Source organism: Ekhidna sp., assembly GCF_965212185.1.
Classification (GTDB): domain Bacteria; phylum Bacteroidota; class Bacteroidia; order Cytophagales; family Cyclobacteriaceae; genus Ekhidna.
Genome location: NZ_OZ243102.1, coordinates 1291007 through 1314646 on the forward strand (window position 1 = coordinate 1291007; position 23640 = coordinate 1314646).

At 38.2% G+C, this 23640-nt stretch carries 25 protein-coding genes; 15 read left to right on the forward strand and 10 right to left on the reverse strand.

What is annotated here, in order from left to right; translation table 11 throughout:
- The first annotated feature begins 27 nt into the window (after positions 1-27).
- From ACOMC3_RS05735 to ACOMC3_RS05765, 7 genes are all read left to right on the forward strand, one after another.
- The gene (locus ACOMC3_RS05735) at positions 28-645 is read left to right on the forward strand and encodes a hypothetical protein (protein ID WP_420318572.1); all 618 of its coding nucleotides are present in this window, start codon (positions 28-30) and stop codon (positions 643-645) included.
- Between the two features lie 5 nt (positions 646-650).
- A complete protein-coding gene (locus ACOMC3_RS05740; protein WP_420318573.1) occupies positions 651-1082 on the forward strand; it encodes a nitrous oxide reductase accessory protein NosL in 432 nt (143 codons plus the stop codon).
- Positions 1083-1087: 5 nt separating this feature from the next.
- Complete coding sequence (locus ACOMC3_RS05745) at positions 1088-2314, forward strand: nitrous oxide reductase family maturation protein NosD (protein WP_420318574.1); 1227 nt, start codon at positions 1088-1090, stop codon at positions 2312-2314.
- Positions 2311-3009 (forward strand): ABC transporter ATP-binding protein, encoded by a 699-nt coding sequence (locus tag ACOMC3_RS05750; protein ID WP_420318575.1) that lies wholly within the window; start codon positions 2311-2313, stop codon positions 3007-3009. The genes ACOMC3_RS05745 and ACOMC3_RS05750 overlap by 4 nt, the downstream gene beginning before the upstream one ends.
- Positions 3006-3788 (forward strand): ABC transporter permease subunit, encoded by a 783-nt coding sequence (locus tag ACOMC3_RS05755; RefSeq protein WP_420318576.1) that lies wholly within the window; start codon positions 3006-3008, stop codon positions 3786-3788. Before ACOMC3_RS05750 ends, ACOMC3_RS05755 begins: the two co-directional genes overlap by 4 nt.
- A 200-nt stretch (positions 3789-3988) precedes the next feature.
- Positions 3989-4318, forward strand: a complete 330-nt coding sequence (locus tag ACOMC3_RS05760) for a cupin domain-containing protein (RefSeq protein ID WP_420318577.1) — start codon at positions 3989-3991, stop codon at positions 4316-4318.
- Complete coding sequence (locus ACOMC3_RS05765) at positions 4315-5325, forward strand: hypothetical protein (RefSeq protein WP_420318578.1); 1011 nt, start codon at positions 4315-4317, stop codon at positions 5323-5325. Before ACOMC3_RS05760 ends, ACOMC3_RS05765 begins: the two co-directional genes overlap by 4 nt.
- Here the strand turns inward: ACOMC3_RS05765 and ACOMC3_RS05770 are convergent.
- Positions 5272-6450, reverse strand: coding sequence for a hypothetical protein (locus ACOMC3_RS05770; RefSeq protein WP_420318579.1), 1179 nt, complete (start codon positions 6448-6450; stop codon positions 5272-5274). The two genes, ACOMC3_RS05765 and ACOMC3_RS05770, sit on opposite strands and share 54 nt — an antisense overlap.
- A 150-nt stretch (positions 6451-6600) precedes the next feature.
- Between ACOMC3_RS05770 and ACOMC3_RS05775 the strand changes: the two genes are divergently transcribed.
- Complete coding sequence (locus tag ACOMC3_RS05775) at positions 6601-7461, forward strand: universal stress protein (protein WP_420318580.1); 861 nt, start codon at positions 6601-6603, stop codon at positions 7459-7461.
- A gap of 6 nt (positions 7462-7467) precedes the next feature.
- Here ACOMC3_RS05775 and ACOMC3_RS05780 read toward each other — a convergent pair whose 3' ends face one another.
- A complete protein-coding gene (locus tag ACOMC3_RS05780; protein WP_420318581.1) occupies positions 7468-7995 on the reverse strand; it encodes a cysteine dioxygenase in 528 nt (175 codons plus the stop codon).
- Positions 7996-8178: 183 nt separating this feature from the next.
- Here ACOMC3_RS05780 and ACOMC3_RS05785 point away from each other — a divergent pair, with 183 nt between their 5' ends.
- The 4 genes from ACOMC3_RS05785 (at position 8179) to ACOMC3_RS05800 (ending at position 10817) form a co-directional block, all read left to right on the forward strand.
- A complete protein-coding gene (locus tag ACOMC3_RS05785) occupies positions 8179-9093 on the forward strand; it encodes a universal stress protein (protein WP_420318582.1) in 915 nt (304 codons plus the stop codon).
- Positions 9094-9104: 11 nt separating this feature from the next.
- Entirely contained in the window at positions 9105-9947 is an 843-nt protein-coding gene (locus ACOMC3_RS05790; RefSeq protein ID WP_420318583.1) for a universal stress protein, read from the forward strand.
- 358 nt (positions 9948-10305) lie between these two features.
- Positions 10306-10533, forward strand: coding sequence for a hypothetical protein (locus ACOMC3_RS05795; protein ID WP_420318584.1), 228 nt, complete (start codon positions 10306-10308; stop codon positions 10531-10533).
- A complete protein-coding gene (locus tag ACOMC3_RS05800; protein WP_420318585.1) occupies positions 10524-10817 on the forward strand; it encodes a type II toxin-antitoxin system RelE/ParE family toxin in 294 nt (97 codons plus the stop codon). The genes ACOMC3_RS05795 and ACOMC3_RS05800 overlap by 10 nt, the downstream gene beginning before the upstream one ends.
- A gap of 245 nt (positions 10818-11062) precedes the next feature.
- On the opposite strand, the gene ACOMC3_RS05805 is transcribed toward ACOMC3_RS05800, so the two are convergent.
- The 6 genes from ACOMC3_RS05805 to ACOMC3_RS05830 all read right to left on the reverse strand — a co-directional run bounded on the left by ACOMC3_RS05805 (position 11063) and on the right by ACOMC3_RS05830 (position 16933).
- A complete protein-coding gene (locus ACOMC3_RS05805) occupies positions 11063-12685 on the reverse strand; it encodes a hypothetical protein (protein ID WP_420318586.1) in 1623 nt (540 codons plus the stop codon).
- A 529-nt stretch (positions 12686-13214) separates the two neighbouring features.
- Positions 13215-13661, reverse strand: a complete 447-nt coding sequence (locus ACOMC3_RS05810; protein ID WP_420318587.1) for a hypothetical protein — start codon at positions 13659-13661, stop codon at positions 13215-13217.
- Between the two features lie 2 nt (positions 13662-13663).
- On the reverse strand, positions 13664-14062 hold the full coding sequence (locus ACOMC3_RS05815) for a hypothetical protein (protein ID WP_420318588.1): 399 nt from the start codon (positions 14060-14062) through the stop codon (positions 13664-13666).
- 1 nt (position 14063) lies between these two features.
- Positions 14064-14477 (reverse strand): hypothetical protein, encoded by a 414-nt coding sequence (locus ACOMC3_RS05820; RefSeq protein ID WP_420318589.1) that lies wholly within the window; start codon positions 14475-14477, stop codon positions 14064-14066.
- A gap of 2 nt (positions 14478-14479) precedes the next feature.
- Positions 14480-15190 (reverse strand): N-acetylmuramoyl-L-alanine amidase, encoded by a 711-nt coding sequence (locus ACOMC3_RS05825; protein ID WP_420318590.1) that lies wholly within the window; start codon positions 15188-15190, stop codon positions 14480-14482.
- Positions 15191-15277: 87 nt separating this feature from the next.
- A complete protein-coding gene (locus ACOMC3_RS05830; RefSeq protein ID WP_420318591.1) occupies positions 15278-16933 on the reverse strand; it encodes a sensor histidine kinase in 1656 nt (551 codons plus the stop codon).
- A 134-nt stretch (positions 16934-17067) separates the two neighbouring features.
- Between ACOMC3_RS05830 and ACOMC3_RS05835 the strand changes: the two genes are divergently transcribed.
- Positions 17068-17583 (forward strand): hypothetical protein, encoded by a 516-nt coding sequence (locus ACOMC3_RS05835; RefSeq protein ID WP_420318592.1) that lies wholly within the window; start codon positions 17068-17070, stop codon positions 17581-17583.
- Between the two features lies 1 nt (position 17584).
- On the opposite strand, the gene ACOMC3_RS05840 is transcribed toward ACOMC3_RS05835, so the two are convergent.
- Positions 17585-19996: an ABC transporter permease gene (locus tag ACOMC3_RS05840; RefSeq protein ID WP_420318593.1), complete on the reverse strand. Its 2412-nt coding sequence runs from the start codon at positions 19994-19996 to the stop codon at positions 17585-17587.
- A 123-nt stretch (positions 19997-20119) separates the two neighbouring features.
- Here ACOMC3_RS05840 and ACOMC3_RS05845 point away from each other — a divergent pair, with 123 nt between their 5' ends.
- A complete protein-coding gene (locus tag ACOMC3_RS05845) occupies positions 20120-22555 on the forward strand; it encodes an ABC transporter permease (protein ID WP_420318594.1) in 2436 nt (811 codons plus the stop codon).
- A 59-nt stretch (positions 22556-22614) separates the two neighbouring features.
- The gene (locus ACOMC3_RS05850) at positions 22615-22842 is read left to right on the forward strand and encodes a hypothetical protein (RefSeq protein WP_420318595.1); all 228 of its coding nucleotides are present in this window, start codon (positions 22615-22617) and stop codon (positions 22840-22842) included.
- A 51-nt stretch (positions 22843-22893) separates the two neighbouring features.
- Here the strand turns inward: ACOMC3_RS05850 and ACOMC3_RS05855 are convergent, their stop codons facing one another.
- Entirely contained in the window at positions 22894-23598 is a 705-nt protein-coding gene (locus ACOMC3_RS05855; protein WP_420318596.1) for an RDD family protein, read from the reverse strand.
- Between the last annotated feature and the right edge of the window lie 42 nt (positions 23599-23640).

Here is a 23640-nt window from a genome sequence, read left to right on the forward strand (position 1 = left end):
AATTTTTCATTTAAAACATGTTAACAAATGAAACGTGCTGGAATTATTATGATCATAGGTAGCAGCTTGCTGCTTGGATTATTTGTTTTCCCGATGTGGAACATCCGGCTTGGAGCTCCTCAATACCCCGAGCCGCTCGGAATTGACATTCATGTAAATGGATTGAAGGGAGAGAGTGAGTTCGATATTCAAAACATTGATGGACTCAATCATTATATTGGTATGAAAACACTGCCAAAACCTGATGATATGTGGGAGTTCTCCGTGTTTCCGAAAGTAGTATGGTTAATGGCCGGTCTTGGGATCCTTATTGGCATCCTGGGTTTAATGGGAAAAATACCTCCGGTCTTATTTCTTGTATGGTTTGTAATGATGAGCATACTTGGGGCACTCGGTATCTATGATTTTAATTTATGGCTGGTGGATTATGGTACCGATCTGGATCCTAATGCAATATTGAAACTTATCAATCCGGATGGTACACCGATGCAGTATAATCCTCCACTACTGGGGCATAAAAAGCTATTAAATTTTGATGCCTTTTCATATCCACGGACAGGAGGCATATTACTAGGGCTTGGTATGTTCCTGAGTTTGGTATCTTTTTTCCTGGGTCGAAAAGCCAGATTAGTTTCTAAAACATGAGCACTATGAGATTTATATATGCAATGCTGTTGTCACTCTTCATTTTATCCTGTAGTACGGGTCCAAAACCCATAAATTATGGACAGGACGCATGTGTTTTCTGCAAAATGACCATTGTGGATAAGCAACATGCTGCACAACTGGTCACAAAAACAGGTAAGGCCTTTAAGTATGATGCCATTGAGTGCATGCTCAATGACCTGAAGGAATGGGAACATCCGGAGGTTCAACACTACCTTGTGGCTGATTATGCCAATCCGGGAGTACTGACAGATGCCTCAGGTGCTGCTTATTTAATATCTCAGGAAATCCCCAGTCCTATGGGTGAATTCCTAACGGCATTTGAAAGTGTAGATAAACGAAACGAGACAGTGCAGAATGTATCCGGGACCGCTCTGGATTGGAAGGCTTTAAAAGTAGAATTTGAAGTTAATTGAGTTAGATGAGAATACTGCTGGCTTTATTTTTTGCTTTGATTTTTCTGCAGTCTAGCGGACAAATAATGGTTTGTCCAAGCTGTGAGATCAAGGATTTGCAACAAGCAGTAAACCTCGCTGAGCCACACGATACCCTCATTGTAAAAAGTGGTGTTTATCCCGTAGTTGATCTTGAAATAACAAAGTCCTTAACCTTGATTGGTGAAAAGGGTGCCATATTGGATGGTCAGAATAAAAGCTATGTGTTAAAGTTGCTCGCTGACAGCATAACCATTTCCGGGCTGAAAATTATCAATGCAGGTAAAAGCTACACGAAAGACTATGCTGCGATCTATGCCTCCAGAGCGAATCATTTGGTTATAGAGAACAACATTGTGGTCGATCCATTTTTTGGACTACTGATTGAAAAATCCAAACATGGAATCATCAGGAATAATCTGGTCTATGGAGAGAATGTAAAAGAGGATGAAGCGGGAAATGGCATTCACGCATGGCATTGCTCCGACCTTCAGATCCATGACAATGAAGTATATAAAATGAGGGATGGCATTTACCTGGAGTTTGTGGATGAAAGCATTATCGAAGAAAACTATGCACATGACAATGTTAGATATGGATTGCATTTCATGTTTTCCAATAATGATGATTATATCGGAAATCGATTTGAACACAATGGAGCAGGTGTAGCTGTCATGTTTTCAAAGTTTATTATCATGAAAAGCAATGTCTTTATTAATAACTGGGGACCGGCAAGTTATGGGCTGCTATTAAAAGAAATATACGATGCTGAAGTAGTGGATAATGAATTCACCGAAAACACGACGGCTGTTTTTATAGATGGTACCAGCCGTATTAATTATGTCGGTAATGTATTTAATAAAAATGGGTGGGCGATTAAGGTATCCGGAGGGTGCTATGCCAATCGGATCACAGGAAATGACTTTAAAGGAAACTCATTTGATGTTTCCTATAACTCTAAGATGAATGATAACACGTTTGATGGAAATTACTGGGGAGACTATACCGGTTACGATCTGGATAAAGATGGTGTGGGAGATGTGCCGTATAGACCGGTGAAGCTATTTTCTTACATTGTGAATAAAACCCCTGAAACCATCATTTTACTCAGAAGCCTTTTTGTTGACATTATGAATTTTTCCGAAAAGGTTTCGCCTGTTTTTACTCCTGACAACCTGGTGGATCAAACACCGGCAATGAACGCATTCAAATGATTCAAGTTACAGATCTAAATAAAAGCTTTGGCAAATTGGAGGTATTGAAAGGTGTGAGCTTTTCCATCGATCGTCCCGGTGTTTTCGCGGTTCTTGGACACAATGGATCCGGCAAAACGACGCTTCTAAAGACTATTTTAGGCATGGTTATTCCTAAGGATGGTGAACTTCAGGTCAATGGAGCAGCCATTAAAAGAAGCTGGGAATACAGAAAGGACATAGCTTATTTACCACAGATTGCTCGTTTTCCGGAAAACTTGACAGTCAATGAGCTTATCAAGATGATTTTGGATATTCGAAATCGGAAGGGTAGAGAGGTTGAGCTAATTGAACGATTTGGTTTGGAGAAATTTCTGGATAAGAAACTGTCAGACCTTTCCGGGGGCACGAGACAGAAAGTGAATATCGTGTTGGCTTTCATGTTTGATGCCAACATCTGCATCATGGATGAGCCTACGGCCGGACTGGATCCGGTGGCACTCATAGAGTTAAAGAAGCTGATTGAAGAAGAACGCGAGAAAGGGAAGACGATACTTATTACTACCCATATTATGAGTTTGGTGGAAGAGGTTGCCGAAGAGATCATCTTCCTGCTGGATGGCAAGATTCACTTTCAGGGAACATTGGAAGAGATGCAAAAACAGACGAATGAAAAAGATTTGGAACACGCAATCGCAAGGATGTTAAAGTCATGATCAAGATACTTAAATACAGCTTTTACGATTTGATGCGCAGCAGGTGGAGCTACGTGTACCTGGCTTTTTACATGCTTTTGGGGTTCGTATTACTATTCCTTAATTCAGACCTGTCTAAAGCGACCATTACTTTGATGAATATCATCGTGGTGCTGACACCCATGATTGGAACCATCTTCGGCATCATGTATTTCTACAACTCACGTGAGTTTACGGAGCTACTCTTGTCTCAGCCGATAAAGCGCACTACCATCTTTCTAGGGCAATACCTGGGGCTGTCACTCTCACTCTCTATGAGTTTAATCATTGGGCTGGGCATTCCATTTCTTTTGTATGGTATCACCCAATCAGATGCGGCTGGCAACTTTATTACATTATTAGCGTCTGGTACATTTCTCACATTCATATTCGTTGCATTATCTCTGAATATTGGTTTGGGTAACTCCAATAAGATCAAAGGTTTCGGATACGCCATTTTGATGTGGCTGTTCTTTGCGGTGATCTACGATGGGCTTTTCATGATCTCGTTGATTGTATTTGGTGACTATCCGCTGGACAAGTTCGCTCTTGGGGCTTCACTTTTTAATCCCATCGATTTGAGTCGAATTATGATTTTACTCAAGCTGGAGATTTCAGCACTTCTAGGATATACAGGCGCTCTGTTTCAGAAATTTTTTGGCACCAGCTCAGGATTATTTATATCGATTGGTGTGCTTTTGCTATGGGTGCTAATCCCCGTCTCATTCATGCTGAGAAAGTCACTCAGGAAGGATTTTTAGAATTAACTCTTCCTAATAGGAGGGTGGGAATGAAAGTTTGGCGGGCAAGGGAAGGCATGTGGGTTGATAGCTTTCAAACTTTCTTGACTTTTTTGTTACTTTTTTCGTCAAGGAAAAAAGTAAGGTCAAGTAAAAAGAATTATATACTTCATTTATCTCCACTTAATGTGAACTGAAAATATCATTATAATTAACTATTCATGGACACCATTAACCACTCAACAGTTGTTAGTTTAAAAGATTCGATCCAATATGCTGAAGGAGCGGTGGTAAGTAAGACGCTAACGAAAAACAAAAGTGGAAATACCACCCTTTTTGCCTTTGATAAGGGGCAAGGGCTTAGCGAACATACTGCTCCTTTTGATGCCATCGCTCAAATTGTAGATGGAACCTGTAAGATCACGATTGGTGGAGAAGATTTTGAGTTGGAAGAGGGACAGATGATTTTGATGCCTGCCACCATCCCCCATGCAGTGGAGGCTATCGAGCCTTTCAAGATGATGCTGATCATGATCAAAGACGCTAAATGAGTAAGTTAAAACTCTTCGCGATTGGCATACCTGTTTTTCTCATCCTTGGACTGTTTACTGGTCTCAGTCGGTTTGGGCTGATCAACTTTCCACTTTCATTTCATCATGGTGTTTTAATGCTTAATGGATTTGCAGGGGGAGTCATCACCGTTGAGCGGTTGCTCAGCAATCGAAATGATCGCTGGTTCCTTACGGGTTTGATCTTATTAGTATGTGGTCTAACTCTTTATTTGTTGGGGTTTGAGTTTGGGCTATTACTGGTGGCGGGTAATATCGCCATACTGTTTTTGAAAGAATCCCTTGTCCTAATCGAAAAGAGATCTCAAAATGGTATTTATCAGTTAATAGGTCTTTTATCCTGGTTTATTGGCAATCTTAGGTTCTATCAAAATGGCTTTTATCCAGCCGCAGTTCCATTTTGGATCGTGTTTATCCTGATGCTCATTGTCGGAACTCGATTGAGCAAAATGGGGAAAGAGGATGTGATCAGCCTGGTGCTTTCATTGGCTCTTTTCTTCTCCTTCTGGTTGGGTTTTCATGGTTACGGACAAACCATTTATGGGATAGGACTTGCCTTATTGAGCATTCGACTGGTTTATCTGGAGCTAAAAAGCAGCACCAAACATCGATTAGGGATTGTGATTTCATACACCTGGTTATTGATGACAGGGGTTAGCTCGTTAATTTCAGACCACATCCTCTACAGCTATGACCTGGTGATTCATGCATTCTTTTTGGGCTTCTTTTTCTCCATGATTTTTATCAATGCCCCGGATGCCTTATTGAAAAAACTTGGATTGGAAGAGCTGAAGACCTTTCCAAACTTCTGGGTGATATTTTTATCCATAGGACTAATTGCGCGGCTAATCATTGGAGATATCTTTCAAATACAATTGGCACGTAATATTGGAGGCATATTAAACCTGCTTGCCATTATCCTTTATGCCGTTTCCTTACTGTTTCAAGCTAGGGGAAACCGTATGGTTGCCAAAAGAACTGAACGTTAAAAGGAGGATACCAAGAGGCATTAGCGATGAGACCGCTGTGAGGGTCGGGAAAAAATCAGTAAGCCATGGAATGGATAATTGAATAAGAGCTGCCTGTCCAAAAAGAAGCACCTCCGAAAGTACAATCCCAATGATCAATAGCCAGGATCCAAGTTTGGATATGTTGGTTAATCCGATTAGCTGGTTGTTGAAAAAGTAGGAGAGTAGCAACAGGGTAAAGAACCCCAACATCACCAGGTGAATGAAACCGATGACTGAATAAGGCACGGTATCGTTGATGAATTGCTGCACTGAATGGGTGCAACCCACTAGTTGAAAAATCAGCTTTAAACCATATGCAGCAATTGAAAGCCTAAACAGCCACTTTGTAAAAGAATTAATGAGATTAACACTTTTATTTCTTATCAAAAGGATAAACGCCATGATCTGAAGCATTGCTGCAATTCCACTTATGAGGTATATGAAAGCTGGAGGGTCTGTCCACAGAGTAGATAGTCCGAAAAGTAGAATCAGCGAAGCATTCATAAGCACAAAGATGCTTTTTCCTTTTGGGTGGTTTTCTCTTGTCAGATGAGCAAATACTACAAATAAGAAAAATCCATTATAGAGAAAATGTAAAAACCAGTAGATGGAAATGTTGTACCAATTGGAATCTCCCATATCATTGGCCATGAAGTAGCCAAGTGCAAAAGGACCTGCACTTGAGGCTATAAGATAAATGCCACCCCATCTCAGAAAGCGTGCACTTGCAGATCTTGACTTATTGCTCGTGTATTTGAAAATCAGGATCACCAGGTAGTATGAGCAGAAAACGTAAAGTGTACTAAATGCAATAGAGATTGCTCCATAACCCAGGAAAGGAAAAGATAGAAGCATTCCTATAATACTCAACTGAGTGATCCAAAACAGACGCTTAAAAGCCTTACTGTTTTCAACCTGTAACAGATTGGATATAATAATAAATGCACCATTGTATACCCAGCCAATCAACGCCACATGAGAGTGTGTGTGCAGCAGATACTTGTAGTTCATCAACGGAAATCCGGATTGCATCAACCTCAATATCAGGCCCATAGAAGCTGCAAGGGTCAGAAAGATCAGGGAAATTCGTACATATGATTGCATAATCCAATTGATAAGGTTGTATTTTTCTCAAAAGAAATAAATATGAACCTTAGATCGTTGATTAAAATCAAGATGGCTCAGAGCAATCGTCAGTTAAACACGATTTTGCGATTGATATTTTTAGGGTGATTATTATCAAAAAGTCAAACCATGAAAAAGATATTAGTACCTGTAGACTTTTCTGAAGTAAGTACTTATGCTGTACAATTTGCTATTGAATTAGCAGATAAGTTTAATGCGGAAATTACTTTACTCAATAGCATTCAATTTGATTTGTATTCTGAACAAGAGTTGTCAAGCAAAACGGGTGTTAGAACAATCGTAAAAGATGTAAAGACTGCTGTCTTCGAAAAAATGGATCTTTTTGCAAAACAATTCAATTCGAAGCGAGAAATTCATAAAGAGGTAAACGGAGTAAATCTGGTAACAGCAGTTAAAGATTTAGTTGAGGAGCAAGGGTTTGATTTAGTGGTCATTGGAACAACTGGAGTTTCTGGACTTTCAGAGATGATAATTGGTTCTAATACTGAGCGAATTGTGAGACATACGCCATGTCCTGTTATTTCAGTACCGAGTCAGGTTAACCTTCAAAGTATTAAGAAAGTACTTGTTCCACTAGACCTGAGAGAACTTCGATCCCGATTTTTAACACAAATCGCAAACTTACAGGACACTTTGAAATGTGAACTGGAATTTACCTGGGTTACAGATGCTTCTTTTTCTGCTCGAAATGAGGAACGACTCGGCAAAGAACTGTCACGTATTTTTAAGGAACACCACATTGATAATTACAGAATTTTCATTGTGAACAACATAAGTCCTGAGGAAGGTCTCTTTCTAGAGGCCAGGGAATCCCAAGCCGATATGATAGCAATGGCTACTCATGCTAGAAGAGGAATTTCACATTGGCTGTCGGGAAGTATTACTGAAGATACAGTTAATCATATAGACATCCCGGTATGGACATTTAAGATTGATAAATCAGAAAAAATCATCAGTCTAATTATATAGTGCTATCTATAACAGGTTATAGTTTTTATTTTCCCAGGTTGCCATCATAGTGCTATTGGAGCTATTTTCATCATAGACATGCCATTCTGTAACTGGTTTGTGATAGATGTTAAGACTAACTGAACGCGCATTATTTGCATTAGAATATCGGTGAATAGCAACATGACTCATGTAAGAAAACTCTTCATCTCCTAAAAGCACACTACTCACTTTTTCGAGTCTATCATCGTCTGCATTTATCTTGAAGCGTTCCTCTCTTAAGAGCCCTTCTATGGGATGAATCCAAGCCTCTTGGGCATTAAAATCATGGATTGGCGAAGACTGACCTTTTTCCCAACAGATTAAAAGAATCTCAAAATCATCGTTTCTTGCAAGTACATTTCGTGCATACTTCTCATCTGCCCAGGAGTAATATCGTTCAAACTCTTTACGAGGAATATTCACATAGCTCATTAAATCCAAAACATGTTGACTGCAATCTTCACATGTGCTCAGCTCTTTCACTAATTGCTCTACTGTTTTTATTGGTCTCATAATCTTAAAATTTAGATAAATTAAGGTACGAGATTGGTTGAGAGCAATGAATGACATTGCGTAGCTGCTAGACTGATATTGATCATGAGGTGATGAAAATCAATGACATGGCTTCTTTATATCATTAGATTCATTGATACTGATATCTACTTTTGAATAATTAACAAGTGAAAAAATACGATCATGAAAAAAATATTAGTACCCATTGATTTTTCAGAGGTGAGTGGATATGCAACCAGTTTTGCAGTCGAATTAGCAGAGAAAAACGATGCTGAGATTACACTTTTGAATAGTGTTCATTTCGACTATTTCACTGACTATCAGTTTACCTCCTTTGCGACAGCTAAGACAATGATGGAAGATGTCAAAGATGCCATGGAGGAAAAAATGACAGCTTTCGTTAAAAAAATTGACACAAGAAGAAAAATTAATACTCTGGTTAGTGAGTCATCTTTAATTACGTCTATAAAGGAAATGGTTAGCGAAGATGGATATGATTTAGTTGTTGTAGGAACTCACGGTTCAGCTGGACTGGAAGAGGCTCTAATAGGCTCTAATACAGAAAAAGTGGTTCGCCATGCACAATGTCCTGTCATCTCGGTACCCGTCCAATCTGCTATTGATAAGATCAATAGGATCCTCATTCCAATTGATATAAGAGAGATTAAAAACTCATTTTTAATGGCGATAGCAGCTTTACAGAAACAATTCGATGCTACCATGGAATTCTTATGGGTAAAAACGCCTCACAACATAGAAAATGAAGAGATGGTAGCGAGTGAACTTGGAAAACTCATTAGACAACATGGGATTACAAATTTTGAGTTTACGATCACAAAAAATGTATTTCCATCAGATGGAATCTTAATTCATGCCTATGACACTGATGCAAACATGATCGCAATGGCTACTCATGCCAGAAGAGGAATTTCTCATTGGTTATCTGGCAGTCTTACCGAGGATACGGTGAATCATATTAAAATGCCAGTATGGACATTTAAAATGAATAAGAAAGAAGAATCCATTAACTTAAATAGTGTAAAAAACGCTCAAGGTAAGCCTGAGTATAAAAAAATAGAAGTTCTTACGGTAGACTAAACGAATTGAAGATGAAAAAAATAGTTGTTCCGGTAGATTTTTCAGAGCAAGCATCTCATGCTTTGAACTTTGCTATCGAGTTTAATGAAAAAGTTAAAGGCGAAATAATTCTTGTACACGTGTTAGAATTACCGGTAGGCCATGTGAGTTTTACAGGGGAAATGGATAGTGGTGCAATTGAATCATTCTACACCGGAGAATTTATAAAGGCAACAAAAGGTAAGTTGGAAGAGTGGGAGAGCAGGGTTGCGAATACTGGCCAAAAAATATCCGTTCACATGAAATTTGGCAATGCATTCACCAACATAACTAAACTCATTGCGGAAGAAAAGGCAAACTGGATCATTATGGGATCCAAAGGAGCATCCGGATTAAGGGAAGTGTTTATTGGATCAAACGCAGAGCGAATGATCAGGCATGCTGATTGTCCTGTGATAATTATAAAAGGTGAGACTCACTTAAAAGACATAAAGAGCATGGCCTTTGCTTCAGATTTGAGTGAAGAGCAAGACTTAATTGCCGAAAGAGCAAAAGATATTCAGGAGATGTTAAGTCTCAACATGCATATAGTGAAAGTAAAAACACCATATAATTGGCTGGAAGAAAGTCAGGTTCAAAAACTTCTGGAACAATTTGCAAAGAGAAATTACTTGAAAGATTATACGGTGAGTACTATTGAAGCTGATTTTGTGGATGAGGGAGCAATTAAATTTGCCGATGATGTCAATGCAGGTATAATAGTAATGGGAACGCATGGAAAAAAAGGAATTGCACATCTGATCGGTGGATCTGTGACAGAAGATGTGGTCAATGAGTCGAAAAAACCGATTGTTGTTTATAAGATTTTGGATTAATCCTTCAGCACCCCTAGCTGGCGCGAGCTTGTAGCTCGTGCTTATTTTTGTATCGTCCTAAAATAAGTTTACAGGTTAAACATATAGTCCTATTACTTATTTACAATTTCAGTTAATCCTCCCGCCCCCGTCGGTGTTGTCACCAACGAGTTCAATAACCACGAGCATTAATATGTTAAAGTCTAGTTAATGAAAAGAATGTTGGTCAAAAGACCAACATTGGCAAAGAGAATGGTTGTTGGTGACAACACCAACAACGGCGAGAAGTACAACCTACACCTAGTCCAAAGTCTAGCGTAAAATATTTTCTTTATCACTTAAATATTTAAATTTATCAACTGAAACGCATTTTAACAGAATGGATATCCAAGCAGAGAAAATAAGACTAATTGAATGGCTTGCAGGACTTAATGATCCTAAGACACTAAGTGAATTCATTTCACTAAAAAATAAAAAAGAAGTGGATTGGTGGGATGAGATAAGTGCAGAAGAAAAAAAGGAAATAGAGGAAGGACTCGAGCAGGCTGATAAAGACGAATTAATTCCTCATGAGGAAGTCATGTCAAAACACAATAAATGGCTTTAGAAATTGTCTGGACTAAGCGTGCACAGACTGGATACGATAAAATCATTGACTATTTAACTACCCAATTTTCTGACAAGGAAGTACAGCGTTTTGTTCGTCAATCCAGCGATTTTTTTAAGTTGCTGAGTCAATATCCTGAATTACTTGAAAGCACAAAAAAACATACCCATTTACACCGAGGACCTATCAACAAATACACCATTTTAACTTATCGGATTAAACCTAGAAAAAAGCAAATTGAGCTAATCAATATTCGTCCCGCGCGTCAAAGACCCTTGAAGTAAAAAGGGAAATACCTCAAAATCTTGGTGGTGGACTTGGAAGATTCATGGGTTGATTCATTCCGCCCTTGTCGGTGTTGTCACCGACGAGCTCAATAGCCATGAGCATTAATATGTCAAAGTCTAGTCAATGAAAGAAATGTTGGTCACAAGACCACCATTTGCAAAGAGTCACAAGACCAACATTGGCTAAAAAGAGTAGATGCACGCGTTGCAAACGCGCGCTAGCATGAAAAAAATGCTACTTCTCAAAATCTTGGTGGTGGACTTGGAAGATTCATGGGTTGATTCATCATTTGCTGATGGAACATCATTTGTTGGTGAAACTGCCAGTTATAATTTGAGGGCTGTCTATAAAATCTAATGATATTGAATTGGAGAGGTACCAGAAACTCTGCATAAACCTTCTCTTTACCAATGCGATATGGTTTGAATTTATGAGCATATCCACTGCTTGCATTCAAAGTAATATCCGCCCATTGTTTCACCATTTCATCTAAATCGGGATGAATTTGATTGTATATCTCATAATCAATGGCTTTACCTTTCTCAGAAATGACTACACGAATGAAGTAGGTCCCTTGACCATTTTTCTCAGCTATGTCAGTGAATTTCTTACCTACAAAATGTTGATCTAGACGGGATTGTAATTTCTTGAGTTTGAAATTATAACTTGGATCAGTTATATGGTAAATCGTCTTATTGCCTTCCATTCGATAAGCCTTGGAAATTCCAGCCCCACTAAATTCATTGGTCACATTTCCTGTTGATGAGGATAAAATTTCATCCCAATTACCCGTTTGATTTATTTTGTTACCCTCCGAGTCAAAAACCTGCTCATATGCTGCAATCGGATATACTTCATATCCATTATTAAACTCCGTAATTTGATATTTATAATGTATCTGCCCGTTATCATGTGAAGTTTCCTCAGCAGTTTTCTCATCCAGAGTAAACTCAGTTTGTTGAATAATATTTCCATCTTGATCCATCGTTTTTAGATAACCGTGGCGTTTATGTGGGAATAGCGTATGGTATTGCACTTCATATAAAGGCAAACCATTTTGTGAATAGGCTATGGTCCAAATGCTGTCTTCTAGTGATTTGATTTCAGCAGAATAGAAGGATTTGTCTTCAACTACTACTTCATTCCAGTATTGATCAAAGAAGATCTTTTGGTCACTATTGTATTTATTATAATATTCTGAAGACTTAATGAGCGTCATCACATTATCATGACTAATGGATTCATTCTCAATCTTCTTTTTAAGGTAGGGTATATCACTAAAGTATTGAAGTGCCACTTCTTTAAATTGGTTCTTTCTTCTTGGAAAACTGATCCACGTTTTCCCACGATCTATTGAGACTTGATAGGTTTCAATTACCGGAGATGCCATGGTGTATGATTGAGCCATTCCTGATGAAAAATGATAATGTTTGGCAAAAATCATCCCATTGAACTCAGTAATGTATTGCATGAATTGAGGTTCTGTAATGGGTATACTTCCTGTACTTTTTTCAATATTAAACTGACTGACTACAAAGAATGAATCAACTCCTATTATTACGGATTGAATTTCTTCTGGCTTTAGCTTATCAGGCTTTTCTCCAAGTGAAGCTTGATACCAAATTTTCTTATTATCATACTTAATTAAACCATTATCAATCTGCCCATTCTGAAAGTAAACAGTCCCCTTTTCATATCCGGTCGATCGGTAGGTGTAAACGAGTTGGTTCTTTGGACTATACTCTCTAGGGTTTATGATACTGTGTATTGGCAGCTTATCAAGGTCATGGAGGTAGTCGACCTTTAGTTGTGCGTTTGCTATAAGGCAAAATAAAAATAATACTGCAGCTAGGTTGGCTTTCATAACGCAAGAATAATGAAATGCGTTGAGACATATTCATTCTTTCTATCTACTTAGAGTCACCTCAGCGAGAGCAAAGTGTAAGCGGACTCTGAGGACTAGAGCATCACTGATAAAAGGACTCCAGAGGAATACTCAAAAGGGGCTACTATTTCGTTTATATATTTGAATATGTTACGCATCGTATTCACGGGGAGAAGGAGACCTTCTATTTCACCACATTTACTTCCGCCCTCGTTGGTGTTGTCACCGACGAGCTTGCAATAACCACAAGCATTAATATGTTAAAGTCTAGTCAATGAAAAGAATGTTGGTCACAAGACCAAAATTGGATAAAGAGGTATGCGTTGCAAACGCGCACCAACATGGGAAGGGAGAAGTTACCTCAGAGTCCTCTGCGAGTGACTCTGAGTAGAAAAAAAATAACCACGAGCATTAATATGTTAAAGTCTAGTTAATAGAATGATTGTTGGTCACAAGACCAACATTGGCGTGGATCAAAATTAATGATGAAATGTGGGGATTGAGAGGATTAATCCTTCAACACTCCAACCACCACCGATGTGGCAACAATGCCACCTAAGAAATAATAGATTCTCGATTGTCTGATTCGCTGAATATCCGCTCTTAAGTGGACATTGGTTTTGCGCTCTTCCTCCAGTAGTGCGTCGTTGGCTAAAAGCTTGGAGTTCCAAAAGTCAGCCTCCAGTTTCCTTAGCTGTGTGGCACTGTCTGCTAAAAATATGCGCTCTTCATAGTTTTTTAGCTTCTCCTGGTAAAGCACGATGCGGATCGAATCGTACTCAGCCTTTGTTTCCAGGTTTTTATATTCAACGATCTTAGATCGCGGCATGTAAAAAAGATTGTAATTAAAACTATTCGTGAAGTTTGCTCCAGGTCTAATTATGCCTGTGTCTTGTTGTCCCAAAGCCGGAATGAGACTTATAAATAAAAGTGATATACACGTAAGTAATTTCATTGCTAGTTTCTTAACCAATCCAAAAGTTCATCATCACTTAAATCTGCATTTTTCTTCAATGCTTCCTTTTCCGATACATCGAGCTTACCAAGCTGCTTTGAAATAAGTGCGGATTTATAATCCAAATAGTCCATCCGGGCTTTCAGCGCATTAAACTTGCTATCATATTCATCGCGAATCAATTGCCAATTTTTACGCTTTGATTCGTGTTCAGATTCAATTGCTTCGATTTCTCCCTCCACATCAATCTTTGATGAGTTGAATAGCTTGGCTTTAAATGCTGCAAAACCACCGGCTAGTGCTGCAATGGCTTGACCGATCAAATCACTTCGGAAGATCAAAAGAACCGCCACACCAATGATAACAGCTACAATCAATATGGTTTTTAATGTTTTATTCATATCAATCTGGTTCCGATCCCACCGTTTCAGTACCATCTGCATTGACTCTCACGGTAGACGGGTCATTAGGCTTATTTAGCATCGCTGTAACCTTCTCTTTCGTTTCAAGTCGCTTATCGAGAGCTGCTTTTTCATTTTTGTCTTTCTTTTCTGAAATTCTAAAAACCTCTTTCATACCAAAAATGAGTGCCCAAATAGTTGTATTAAAAGTCAACCATTGGGCTGCACTAAAACTCAATTCATAGGTTTGGCCACCTAATGCAATTACTTCTTGATTAAGTAGTAGGTGTGTCGATATCCATGTGCCAGCTACGAGCCCCCATACTTTCACACTAATCAGTGTAAAAAGTAGTTTGGATAACCAGGTGGACCAGAAACCATCTTCTCCTAAGTATACTTTTTCAGGTTTTTCCATTTTTAAGTAGTTAGTTCTAATAATCTACTCCATGTCTTTGGGCCAACTATGCCATCCACATGGAGACCTTGTGAAGCTTGAAATCTCCGAATCGATGCTAAAGTTTTTATGCCATGTATTCCATCCTCCGGACCCGCTCCTAATCCAAGTTTATTTAAACGTATCTGTACTTCTTTAATGGATTTTTTAACATTAGATGCTTCAGATAAAATCTTTTCTCGCCTCTTTTCAACATATTTCTGAAGCTCATGACCAGGGCATGCAGGTTTCCCAAAATGGTAATGACCATAGACATCCTGATTTGAAAGCTTATGCGATTTGATCAGGTAGTCCACTAAGAAATCGATGGATTTAATTTGCTCTTTAGTTGGTTCAGAAGAACCCATATCGTAACCAGGCCCATTGAAGTTACCAACTGCCATGATCCCTATAGCTGCAGTATTTTGTCCTTTACAATGCCACGTGACACTTGATAATTCATTCGCCTGAATGATATCTCCGTTTTTACGGATCGCATAATGATAGCATAGATGTGGACAACCTTTTGACGAAATGTGATTTGGCTTAATGTGATAATCATTCACTGCTTCTACATCCGCCTCGCCAAGTTCCTGATGAATGATGATTTTATTAATCGAAGTTAATTGACGTGTACCCCACCTTCTGGTTGGATGCCACGGCAATATTGAAATCATATTCTGGATTTCAGCCATTGTGAGTGATTAGGTTACTTAACGATAGTTAAACTAAAACTTAATCTCTTTAAATACAAGAGTTATTTGTAAAATAAAAACTCAATTTTAAGCCGACTTTGGTAGCTTTATCGTAAATGTACTGCCTAAACCCACCTTACTAGTAATCTCCAACGAACCATTGTTTTTAGACAGAAATGCTCTACAAAGCTCGAGTCCAAGTCCGGTTCCTTTTTCTCCCGCAGTGCCTTTTTTAGATGCCTGGAGTTCAGATGAATTAATCCTTTGAATTTCTTTTTCGGAAAGCCCAACTCCCTGATCAGTGACCTCTAAAACGACATCATTTTCATTTTCTCTGGCAACTACATTGATTTCAGTGTCAGAATTACTATACTTAATTGCATTCGAGACAAGGTTGCGAATGACCGTTGAGATCATATTGTAGTCAGCATATGCTTTCAAATTTTCGGGGATATTGATATTCAGTTTTATTCCCTTTTGACTGGCAAGAGGTGCCAAAAGAGTAAAATTCTCGTTTACGATTTTGTCGATTGAAATAGTAGTTGGGTTGAAAATAGCATTGTCACTATTTACCATTGCCCATTGAAGAAGGTTCTCCAGCAAATTAATGGTGTTTTTAGCTACCGGATTTAGCTGCTTGAGAATCGACTGAGTGTCTTTTATTGATATGGAAGAATCTTCGACAAGGCTAATTAGATTAATAATGGAAGAGATCGGGCCTTTTAGGTCATGTCCAATAATAGACATCAGCCTGTTTTTAGTGGCATTGAGCTCTTCAAGCTGACTATTTTGTGCAATGGTTACCTCATTCACACGCTTAAGTCTTTCGTTTAGTTGCTGATAAATGATATACCTATTTATTGCATATAGAGAGAAAACTATAAGAATGCTGTAAATGAATAAGAATATCCACCTGATATATGGATTGGGAATAGAGTCATCAATGTAGGCTGTTCCGATTTCGAAAGTCAATCCATACATTGTAATTGATGAATTTGTAAAACGTTCATCAGGGATTTCATAATTTTCAAAATACTTATCATCCTTTCGGCTATGATAGACCTTTGATCCATCATAGACCTGTTCCCTATCAAAAGTAGACCCGTCTTTTACTGAAAATTTGAACGCAAATACTTCACTATCCTCTAATTTATAGATCGGCTCAACAATGTTTCTGAAATTCAGAATGGATGCGATATAGCCGTCACATTTTTCGTTTCGGAACACTGAAAAATTTAGTGGAATGCCTACCCAACCTTCGATTAGATTGATCGGTGGAAACAATCTCATTTGATCGTGCAACATTAGATCATCCAGTCTGGTAATCTCAGAATTTTCCCTGAAGTCTCTCACCGAAGTACCAACAAGTGAGTAAGGATCCATTTCATTGAGTGTAAAACTGTAAATGAATTCATGATTGGTATTCAGGAATGAGACAATCAGAGAATCATTCATATTCAATTCTTCGGCCTGATATTGAATAAAGGCTTGCATTTCATGACCGCTTGGAATCTCATTTGAGTATTTTAAATGCGATCGCAAACCGGACATCAAATATGTAAATCGATTGATAGATTCTGAGAATTTATCAACTACAGACTGATGTACATTGATTAAAGCATCATTGCGCTTATTCCTTTCAAATGCTTTTAGTTGATAATTAAAATAATAGGCGATTAAACTACCTATTACTGTTATTAGTATGAGGATATAGACTTTATGGTCTAAAAATAATTTGGGCACTGAGTAACCTATTTGACGACAAAATAGTAACTATTGTTGGTTTATGGGGTGAGTAATAGTTAAAACACTATTATTTAACGTTAAGTTGCTGTTTTACTGAATAATTTAGCTTTGATTCATGTTAATTTTATACTATGGTTATTAGAGGATTAGTCAGCTTTGCTATGTTGTGTATTACGCTCACAAGCACTTCACAAATTTGTAAATATGTTGTCAATGAGAAGGATCCCATTACTGATGACATTATTCGAACAATCAAAACCCGATTGACCGGACCTACTCCATTTTATTATTTCTCATATATCCGAAATGGTAGTGATTATCGGTTTGAGGTTGAGGTTGGTGATTATGGTGAATTAGACAATACCATCCAAAAGGGGAGTGAACTCGTGATGAGAACGGGCAGTGGTAATGTGGTGAGAATGGAGTCAATCGAAAAAGCAGAACCCGAAATAATTGATGATTTTGGATCAAAAATCACGAGATATAACATCATCTTTAGAATGACTGAGGAAACCATGAAAGATATTGCTGAATCTGGAATAGTTTTTATTCGAATTAAGGAAATGAAAAATACATTCAGCGACCAGGAAATACCTACTGCATTGGTTACTATTTCCAAAGAGAATGCTGAATGTATTTTTAAATAGACTATTCAGATCTTAATGTTTCTGTTGGGTTTCTGTTCGCATTCACCCACACCTGAGATATGATAGTAGCTCCGGCAATAACAAATATTATTGCCGCTGCGGGGATGATAATGGAAAGACCAATTGGTGCATGATAAGCCATTGCATTCACCCATAGATTATTGATCCATAAGGCAAGAGGTATAGCGAGCAACGACGTAATGCAGATCATAATTACAAAACCCTTAGACATACTGAAAATCAGGGATTGAAATGTAGCGCCCAATACTCTCCGAATACCAATTTCTTTGATTTTGGTTTTCAGATCAAAGCTTACCATTCCTAAAAACCCGAGGCTTGTAATTGATAGTGCTAGCAGAGCAATGTATGTCAGAATACTACCCAGATCATAGAAGAACTGGTAGAATTGGTCTATTTCAGCATTTAAAAATCCGCCTTGAAAATCCCGTGTTTTATCAAATTCAATCCATGCCTCTTCCATCTTATTTTTTGTATTGATAATATCATCACCACTTACTTTCAAGTACGCAAACTCGTAATTGCCTGGCATAATTCGAAGTGCTAGTGGTCTGATTGAAGCCATCAAAGGTTCCCAATGGTAATCTTTGATGACACCACTAATGGTCAGTGATCGATCATCAAAATGCAAGGCTTCCCCAATGGCCTGAGAAGAAGATTCAAAACCATAAGTTTCTAAAGCAGTCTCGTTGATAATGATAAATTTTTCATTTGTATCTGAAATATTCTCAGGGAATTGAGTCCCTGCAATTAGCTCCAGCCCCATGACATCAATGTAATTATGATCTACCGCGAAATGATATAATGTAATAGGTTCTTGACCTTCTTTCCAATGAGCTGTAAATCCATTTGACCTTCCAACTCCTGGGTGATGCGAGGTAAATGCCAGATCTTCAACACCAGGAATAGATCCAAAATGACTTCTCAAGGCTGCTTCATCTTGGCCATAGGTAGTAACAAAGAAGATCTCACTATCATTGAATCCATAATTCGCTCCGACTAAAAAATTGGCCTGCTTGTGAAGAATCAAAATAGTGATCAACATTAATATTGAAAGGCTGAATTGAATGCTTATAAGCGTTCTTTTACCTGAGATGTAGCTAAATATCGATTTCTTCTTTGATGTGACACTTCTTAATTTTCCTTTCAAAGAGTTGATCGCTTTCAATCTGGAGAGAAATAGCGAAGGTCCAATTCCGGTTAGCAGCCCTAAGACTATAGCAAAGAGCACAAAATATCCATATGCATAGATTGAGTCTGTTAGTGTCACTCCTGCCATATTAAATATCCAAATCTCATTGAAGGCTTTGACCAGGTACTTATACATGATAAATGCCAAGACCAGTGACATGCACGATGTTAGCACTGATTCGACAAGGAATTGTGAAACAATTTGTCGTTTAGAAGCCCCATTAACCTTTCGTATGCCTATCTCTTTAGCTCTGCTCAATGATTTTGCGATAGAAAGGTTGGTGTAATTAATTGTTGCTGTAATGAGCACCACCAGTCCAAGAAAACCAAAAAATGCAAGTACAAACCATGGCAATGCAAATGAGATTTCATTGCCAAGAATTTTACCTGGGACAATTGAGGTCAAGGCTTGTAACTCAAAAGCATATCCGGGATGATCATCTTCCAACTCTTGATTGGTGCTGGCTATTTCATTGATAATCTTTTCTACCTCTGGAATGGAAGCACGTTCATCGAGCAATATGTAATTGTAATTGCCCCAAATGTTCTCCCATGAGTCAAAGTCCGCTCTCACTAACTGTTTTTCATTAAGAAATGGAAGAGTGGATATTGATGCCATTGCATCAAACTGTAAATGTGTTTTTGATGGCGGGTCCTTAACCACACCAGTTACTTTGTAGCTTCCATGATCTTCAAAATCAATGGTCTGACCCAATGCTTGCTGTTCTGGAAATAGTTTTCCAGCCATATCCTCATTGAGTATAATACTAAATGGTTCGTCAAGAGCATTCTTATCGCCTTCAAGTAGCTCAAACCCAAACAGACTTAAAAAATCTTTATCTCCATATAAAGACCTGGTTTCTAGAATTTTGTGTGGCGATCGGATTTCACCACGGAAGTAAGTGTTAAGGTTGGTTCCTCCCTTTACAAAGGAATAATTATCAACCAAAATGTCCTTAAATCCTAAAGGTGATGTGGCGTATCCTTCATCGAAAGGTCCTTGATGACCGTTTGTATAGGTGATAATGCGATAGATCGAGTCTTTATTCGCGTGGAACTTATCGTATTGGAAGTGGTCGTAAACCAACAAGATAAGCACCAGGCACACAGACATACTGACAGATAGACCAAAAATATTAAGTGAGGTAAACAGCTTATGCTTACCAAGATTTCGTAGTGCAATTTTTAGGTAATTTTTTAGCATCCTTTTAAAGTTTGAGTTTGACTTGTTTGACATGGGACATCCGTAGGATGTTGCACTTTACCTGATGGTTGTATGAAACTTAGCATCTGATTTTGAGTATAATCTACAAACCCTCTTCTCTACATGCTTAAAAATCTAATGATCTCGGCGCTCAGGTCTCTTAAGAAGAAGCCTGCATTTTCTGCCATTAATATCTTAGGACTTGCAATTGGAATGGCTTCTTGCCTTACCATCCTTCTTTATGTACATCATGAAACGTCCTTCGACGATTTTCAAAAAGATAATGTCTATCGATTAGCGTTGAATAGAGTTTATCCGGAAAGAGAGGTCGATTTTGCGGTTATTCCACATTCTATTGGACCACAGATGGTTCAGGATTTTCCTGAGGTGGTGGATCAAACACGTTTTTTTAAACCAAATAACGCCACTACATTCAATTATGAAGATAAGAATCTGGTTGAGGAAGTACTGGTTTTTGCAGATTCTACCATCTTTTCACTTCTTTCAATTGAGATCATAGAGGGGGATGGCAAAACAGCACTGGTAGATGAAGATGCGATTGTCTTGTCTGAATCAACTGCAAAGCGGTTTTTTGGAGACGAATCAGCTATTGGAAAACTTCTTGATTTTGGCGGAAATAGTTTAAAAGTTACGGCTGTAGCTGCTGATTATCCAAATAACTCCCACTTTACGTACGGCGCATTGGTTCCATTACATTCTTTTCCATTTTTCAGACAAGTCAATTGGATGGGCTTTTCCGCTTTGACCTATTTGGAATTAGAAGAAGGAACCGATCCCCAAGTCTTTGAGAATAAAATCCCAGCATTTATAAAGCAGTATGCAGCGGGTGAAATACAGCAAAGAATTGGGATCTCCTATGATGAATACATTGCAGCTGGAAATGGCTATAATTATTTTCTTCAACCAATCAAGGATATTTATCTGACAAGTCAATTGTCAAATGAGATTAAGCCAAATGGCAACATTACGTATGTGTATATTTTTTCAATAGCAGCCGCATTCATTCTACTTATTGCTTGTATTAATTTTATGAATTTGGCCACTGCCAGATCAGTGGAACGAGCCAAGGAAGTGGGTATCAGGAAAGTGATGGGTTCTCATAAAAAACAGTTGATCGCTCAATTTTTGGCAGAGTCTATTTTTATAGCCTTTCTAAGCGCTACGATTGCTATCATAGTAACACTCTTATTGCAGGGGAGCGCATCCCAACTTTCAGGAAAAGAACTTTCATTGATATCATTACTGAATGCCCAAAATGTACTTTTATTCTTATCAGCGGTGCTGATTATCGGTATCCTAGCAGGGCTTTATCCTGCATTTTTCATTTCTTCTTATTCTCCGGTTGGGATACTCAGAGGAAATCTAAAATCATCCCAAAAAGGGATTGGTCTAAGAAATGTTTTGGTCGTTTTTCAATTCACTATTTCTATTGCTCTGATTTCTGCTACGCTGATCATTTTTAATCAGATGGATTACCTGTTGAATAAGCCATTGGGCTTTGATCAGGATCAGGTTGTGATTATTGAAAATGCCTTTAGCATCAGCAATGATCCAAACAACCTTAATTGGGATCGCTTCGAGACATTTAAGAATGAGGTGGAGAGTATTTCCACCGTTTCTAAAGTTGGCTACACTTCCTCACTTCCGGGTGATATACTCCAAGGGTTTATTATAAGGATTCCGGGTTCTGGTGAAAAAGAGAGTCTCGTTACTCGTATGATTACGATAGATAACGACTTTGTTCCAACTATGAATATGGAAATCGTCGAAGGTAGGAACTTTGGCAAAGGTTATAACGACTCACTTTCTGTTATTGTTAACGAATCGACGATTGAAAAACTATCCTTAGACGATCCGATAGGTAAACGAATTGTGCACATAGATGACTCTACACAAACACCTTATACCATTGTGGGAGTAGTGCAGGATTTCCATTTTGAATCGCTTCATACAGAAGTAGAACCAATGATTATGACTAAAATGGGATCTGCACAAAGTTTCGTTAATAAGTATGCAGTTAAGGTCAGTTCCGATGATATACGAACAAGTTTAGCTGAAATTGAAGGAGTGTGGAATTCGTTTGTTCCAAATGCACCATTCAGACATTACTTTTTGGATGAAAACCTGGAACAATTTTATCAGGCAGAGCAGACATCCGGTAAATTATTTACCGTGTTCACTTTTCTTGCTGTCATTGTAGCGTGTATTGGCTTACTAGGACTATCCGCATTCATCATCAATCAAAAGCGTAAAGAGATTGGAGTAAGAAAGGTTCTTGGAGGAAGTGTCATCTCCATTGTATTTCTTCTATCGAAGGATATTTTAAAGCTTATTGCAATTGCAACTTTGATCGCTATTCCGGCCGCATACCTTTGGGCAGATAGCTGGCTTCAGAATTTTGCTTACTCAGTTGGTGTAAACTGGATCATGTTCGTTTTAGCTGGCTCAGGTGCATTATTTATAGCATTGGCTACCGTTAGTTTTCAATCCACAAAGGCAGCTTTATCCAACCCTGTGGAGTCGCTTCGGGATGAATAATTTTATTATCTACTAGAAAAAGCATAATTTAAGTGATTATTTAACCTAACTACATAATTATGTCTGATTCAACAATGAGTGTCAAAGATTGGCTGATTACTATGATTATTACAGCCATTCCAATCGTAGGATTTGTGATGCTATTTGTCTGGAGCTTTGGTAGTGGGACACCCACTGTAAAAGCAAACTGGGCAAAAGCAGTTTTGATTTTCTATGCCATTATGATTGTGCTTTATTTCATTTTTGGTGCAGCACTACTCGGCGGAATACTCGCATCAGGGTACTAAAATTTGATTAAGAAAAAATTAAAAACCCGCACTCAAATGCGGGTTTTTCTTTTAAAAGGTTTGGTTGGCTAAAAATTCATAGTCCTTAATGATTGTGTATAAAAATTTCACATCCGGATCATTTGACTCAATGTTTAATTTAGTTTTTATCTTCTCTACTAAGACCTTTACACCCTCATCGCTGTAGCCTTCTTTTCTTCTTTTAAGGGCTTTTTTTATCAATTCAATTTGGTCATCGTTTAACATTTTCACTCCTGAATAAGTGATCTTATGGTCTTCGGGTATTACTGTTTGAAATGCTTGATTAGCAGAAATTTGTCTAACCTTAATAACAGTAGTTCCGGCGATTATGTCTCCAATACGCTGACCGTTTTTGGTAGCGATAATTGAAATGACGGCCGGAGCGAACATAACTGGATAAAGCCAGATATCAACTATTCTAAATAACCATCGAATGAGATAATGGCTAATAGAAGGTGTGGAGCCGTCTAAACGAGTGACTTTGATATTCATTGCACGTTTCCCCGGAGTTTGGCCATTGCCAAAGTATTCAAAGGCAATAGAATAGAACATAAGAGGTATAAAAATGAGAGTAAGGGCCCACTCATTTACTTCTATTAGAGAAAGTAGTCCGGTAGCGATCATAACAAAAACAAAGATTAAAAGGACATCCAGAATGAATGCAATGATTCGTTCACCGAGGCTACCAAGCTCCAGGTCAATTTCAATGTTTTGATTGGTTACAAACTTTGCCATAAAAAATATGTGCAATTATCTGTAATCTTTGTTTTCCATCCT

Bases quoted from the DNA above. Each gene is read 5' to 3' on its own strand.
- ACOMC3_RS05750 (WP_420318575.1), top strand. From the start codon at position 2,311: ATGATTCAAGTTACAGATCTAAATAAAAGCTTTGGCAAATTGGAGGTA.
- ACOMC3_RS05825 (WP_420318590.1), bottom strand. From the start codon at position 15,190: ATGGCTGAAATCCAGAATATGATTTCAATATTGCCGTGGCATCCAACC.
- ACOMC3_RS05745 (WP_420318574.1), top strand. From the start codon at position 1,088: ATGAGAATACTGCTGGCTTTATTTTTTGCTTTGATTTTTCTGCAGTCT.
- ACOMC3_RS05820 (WP_420318589.1), bottom strand. From the start codon at position 14,477: ATGGAAAAACCTGAAAAAGTATACTTAGGAGAAGATGGTTTCTGGTCC.
- ACOMC3_RS05815 (WP_420318588.1), bottom strand. From the start codon at position 14,062: ATGAATAAAACATTAAAAACCATATTGATTGTAGCTGTTATCATTGGT.
- ACOMC3_RS05785 (WP_420318582.1), top strand. From the start codon at position 8,179: ATGAAAAAAATATTAGTACCCATTGATTTTTCAGAGGTGAGTGGATAT.
- ACOMC3_RS05755 (WP_420318576.1), top strand. From the start codon at position 3,006: ATGATCAAGATACTTAAATACAGCTTTTACGATTTGATGCGCAGCAGG.
- ACOMC3_RS05835 (WP_420318592.1), top strand. From the start codon at position 17,068: ATGGTTATTAGAGGATTAGTCAGCTTTGCTATGTTGTGTATTACGCTC.
- ACOMC3_RS05760 (WP_420318577.1), top strand. From the start codon at position 3,989: ATGGACACCATTAACCACTCAACAGTTGTTAGTTTAAAAGATTCGATC.
- ACOMC3_RS05810 (WP_420318587.1), bottom strand. From the start codon at position 13,661: ATGAAATTACTTACGTGTATATCACTTTTATTTATAAGTCTCATTCCG.
- ACOMC3_RS05850 (WP_420318595.1), top strand. From the start codon at position 22,615: ATGTCTGATTCAACAATGAGTGTCAAAGATTGGCTGATTACTATGATT.
- ACOMC3_RS05770 (WP_420318579.1), bottom strand. From the start codon at position 6,450: ATGCAATCATATGTACGAATTTCCCTGATCTTTCTGACCCTTGCAGCT.
- ACOMC3_RS05765 (WP_420318578.1), top strand. From the start codon at position 4,315: ATGAGTAAGTTAAAACTCTTCGCGATTGGCATACCTGTTTTTCTCATC.
- ACOMC3_RS05780 (WP_420318581.1), bottom strand. From the start codon at position 7,995: ATGAGACCAATAAAAACAGTAGAGCAATTAGTGAAAGAGCTGAGCACA.
- ACOMC3_RS05840 (WP_420318593.1), bottom strand. From the start codon at position 19,996: ATGCTAAAAAATTACCTAAAAATTGCACTACGAAATCTTGGTAAGCAT.
- ACOMC3_RS05845 (WP_420318594.1), top strand. From the start codon at position 20,120: ATGCTTAAAAATCTAATGATCTCGGCGCTCAGGTCTCTTAAGAAGAAG.
- ACOMC3_RS05775 (WP_420318580.1), top strand. From the start codon at position 6,601: ATGAAAAAGATATTAGTACCTGTAGACTTTTCTGAAGTAAGTACTTAT.
- ACOMC3_RS05740 (WP_420318573.1), top strand. From the start codon at position 651: ATGAGATTTATATATGCAATGCTGTTGTCACTCTTCATTTTATCCTGT.
- ACOMC3_RS05795 (WP_420318584.1), top strand. From the start codon at position 10,306: ATGGATATCCAAGCAGAGAAAATAAGACTAATTGAATGGCTTGCAGGA.
- ACOMC3_RS05790 (WP_420318583.1), top strand. From the start codon at position 9,105: ATGAAAAAAATAGTTGTTCCGGTAGATTTTTCAGAGCAAGCATCTCAT.
- ACOMC3_RS05800 (WP_420318585.1), top strand. From the start codon at position 10,524: ATGGCTTTAGAAATTGTCTGGACTAAGCGTGCACAGACTGGATACGAT.
- ACOMC3_RS05805 (WP_420318586.1), bottom strand. From the start codon at position 12,685: ATGAAAGCCAACCTAGCTGCAGTATTATTTTTATTTTGCCTTATAGCA.
- ACOMC3_RS05855 (WP_420318596.1), bottom strand. From the start codon at position 23,598: ATGGCAAAGTTTGTAACCAATCAAAACATTGAAATTGACCTGGAGCTT.
- ACOMC3_RS05735 (WP_420318572.1), top strand. From the start codon at position 28: ATGAAACGTGCTGGAATTATTATGATCATAGGTAGCAGCTTGCTGCTT.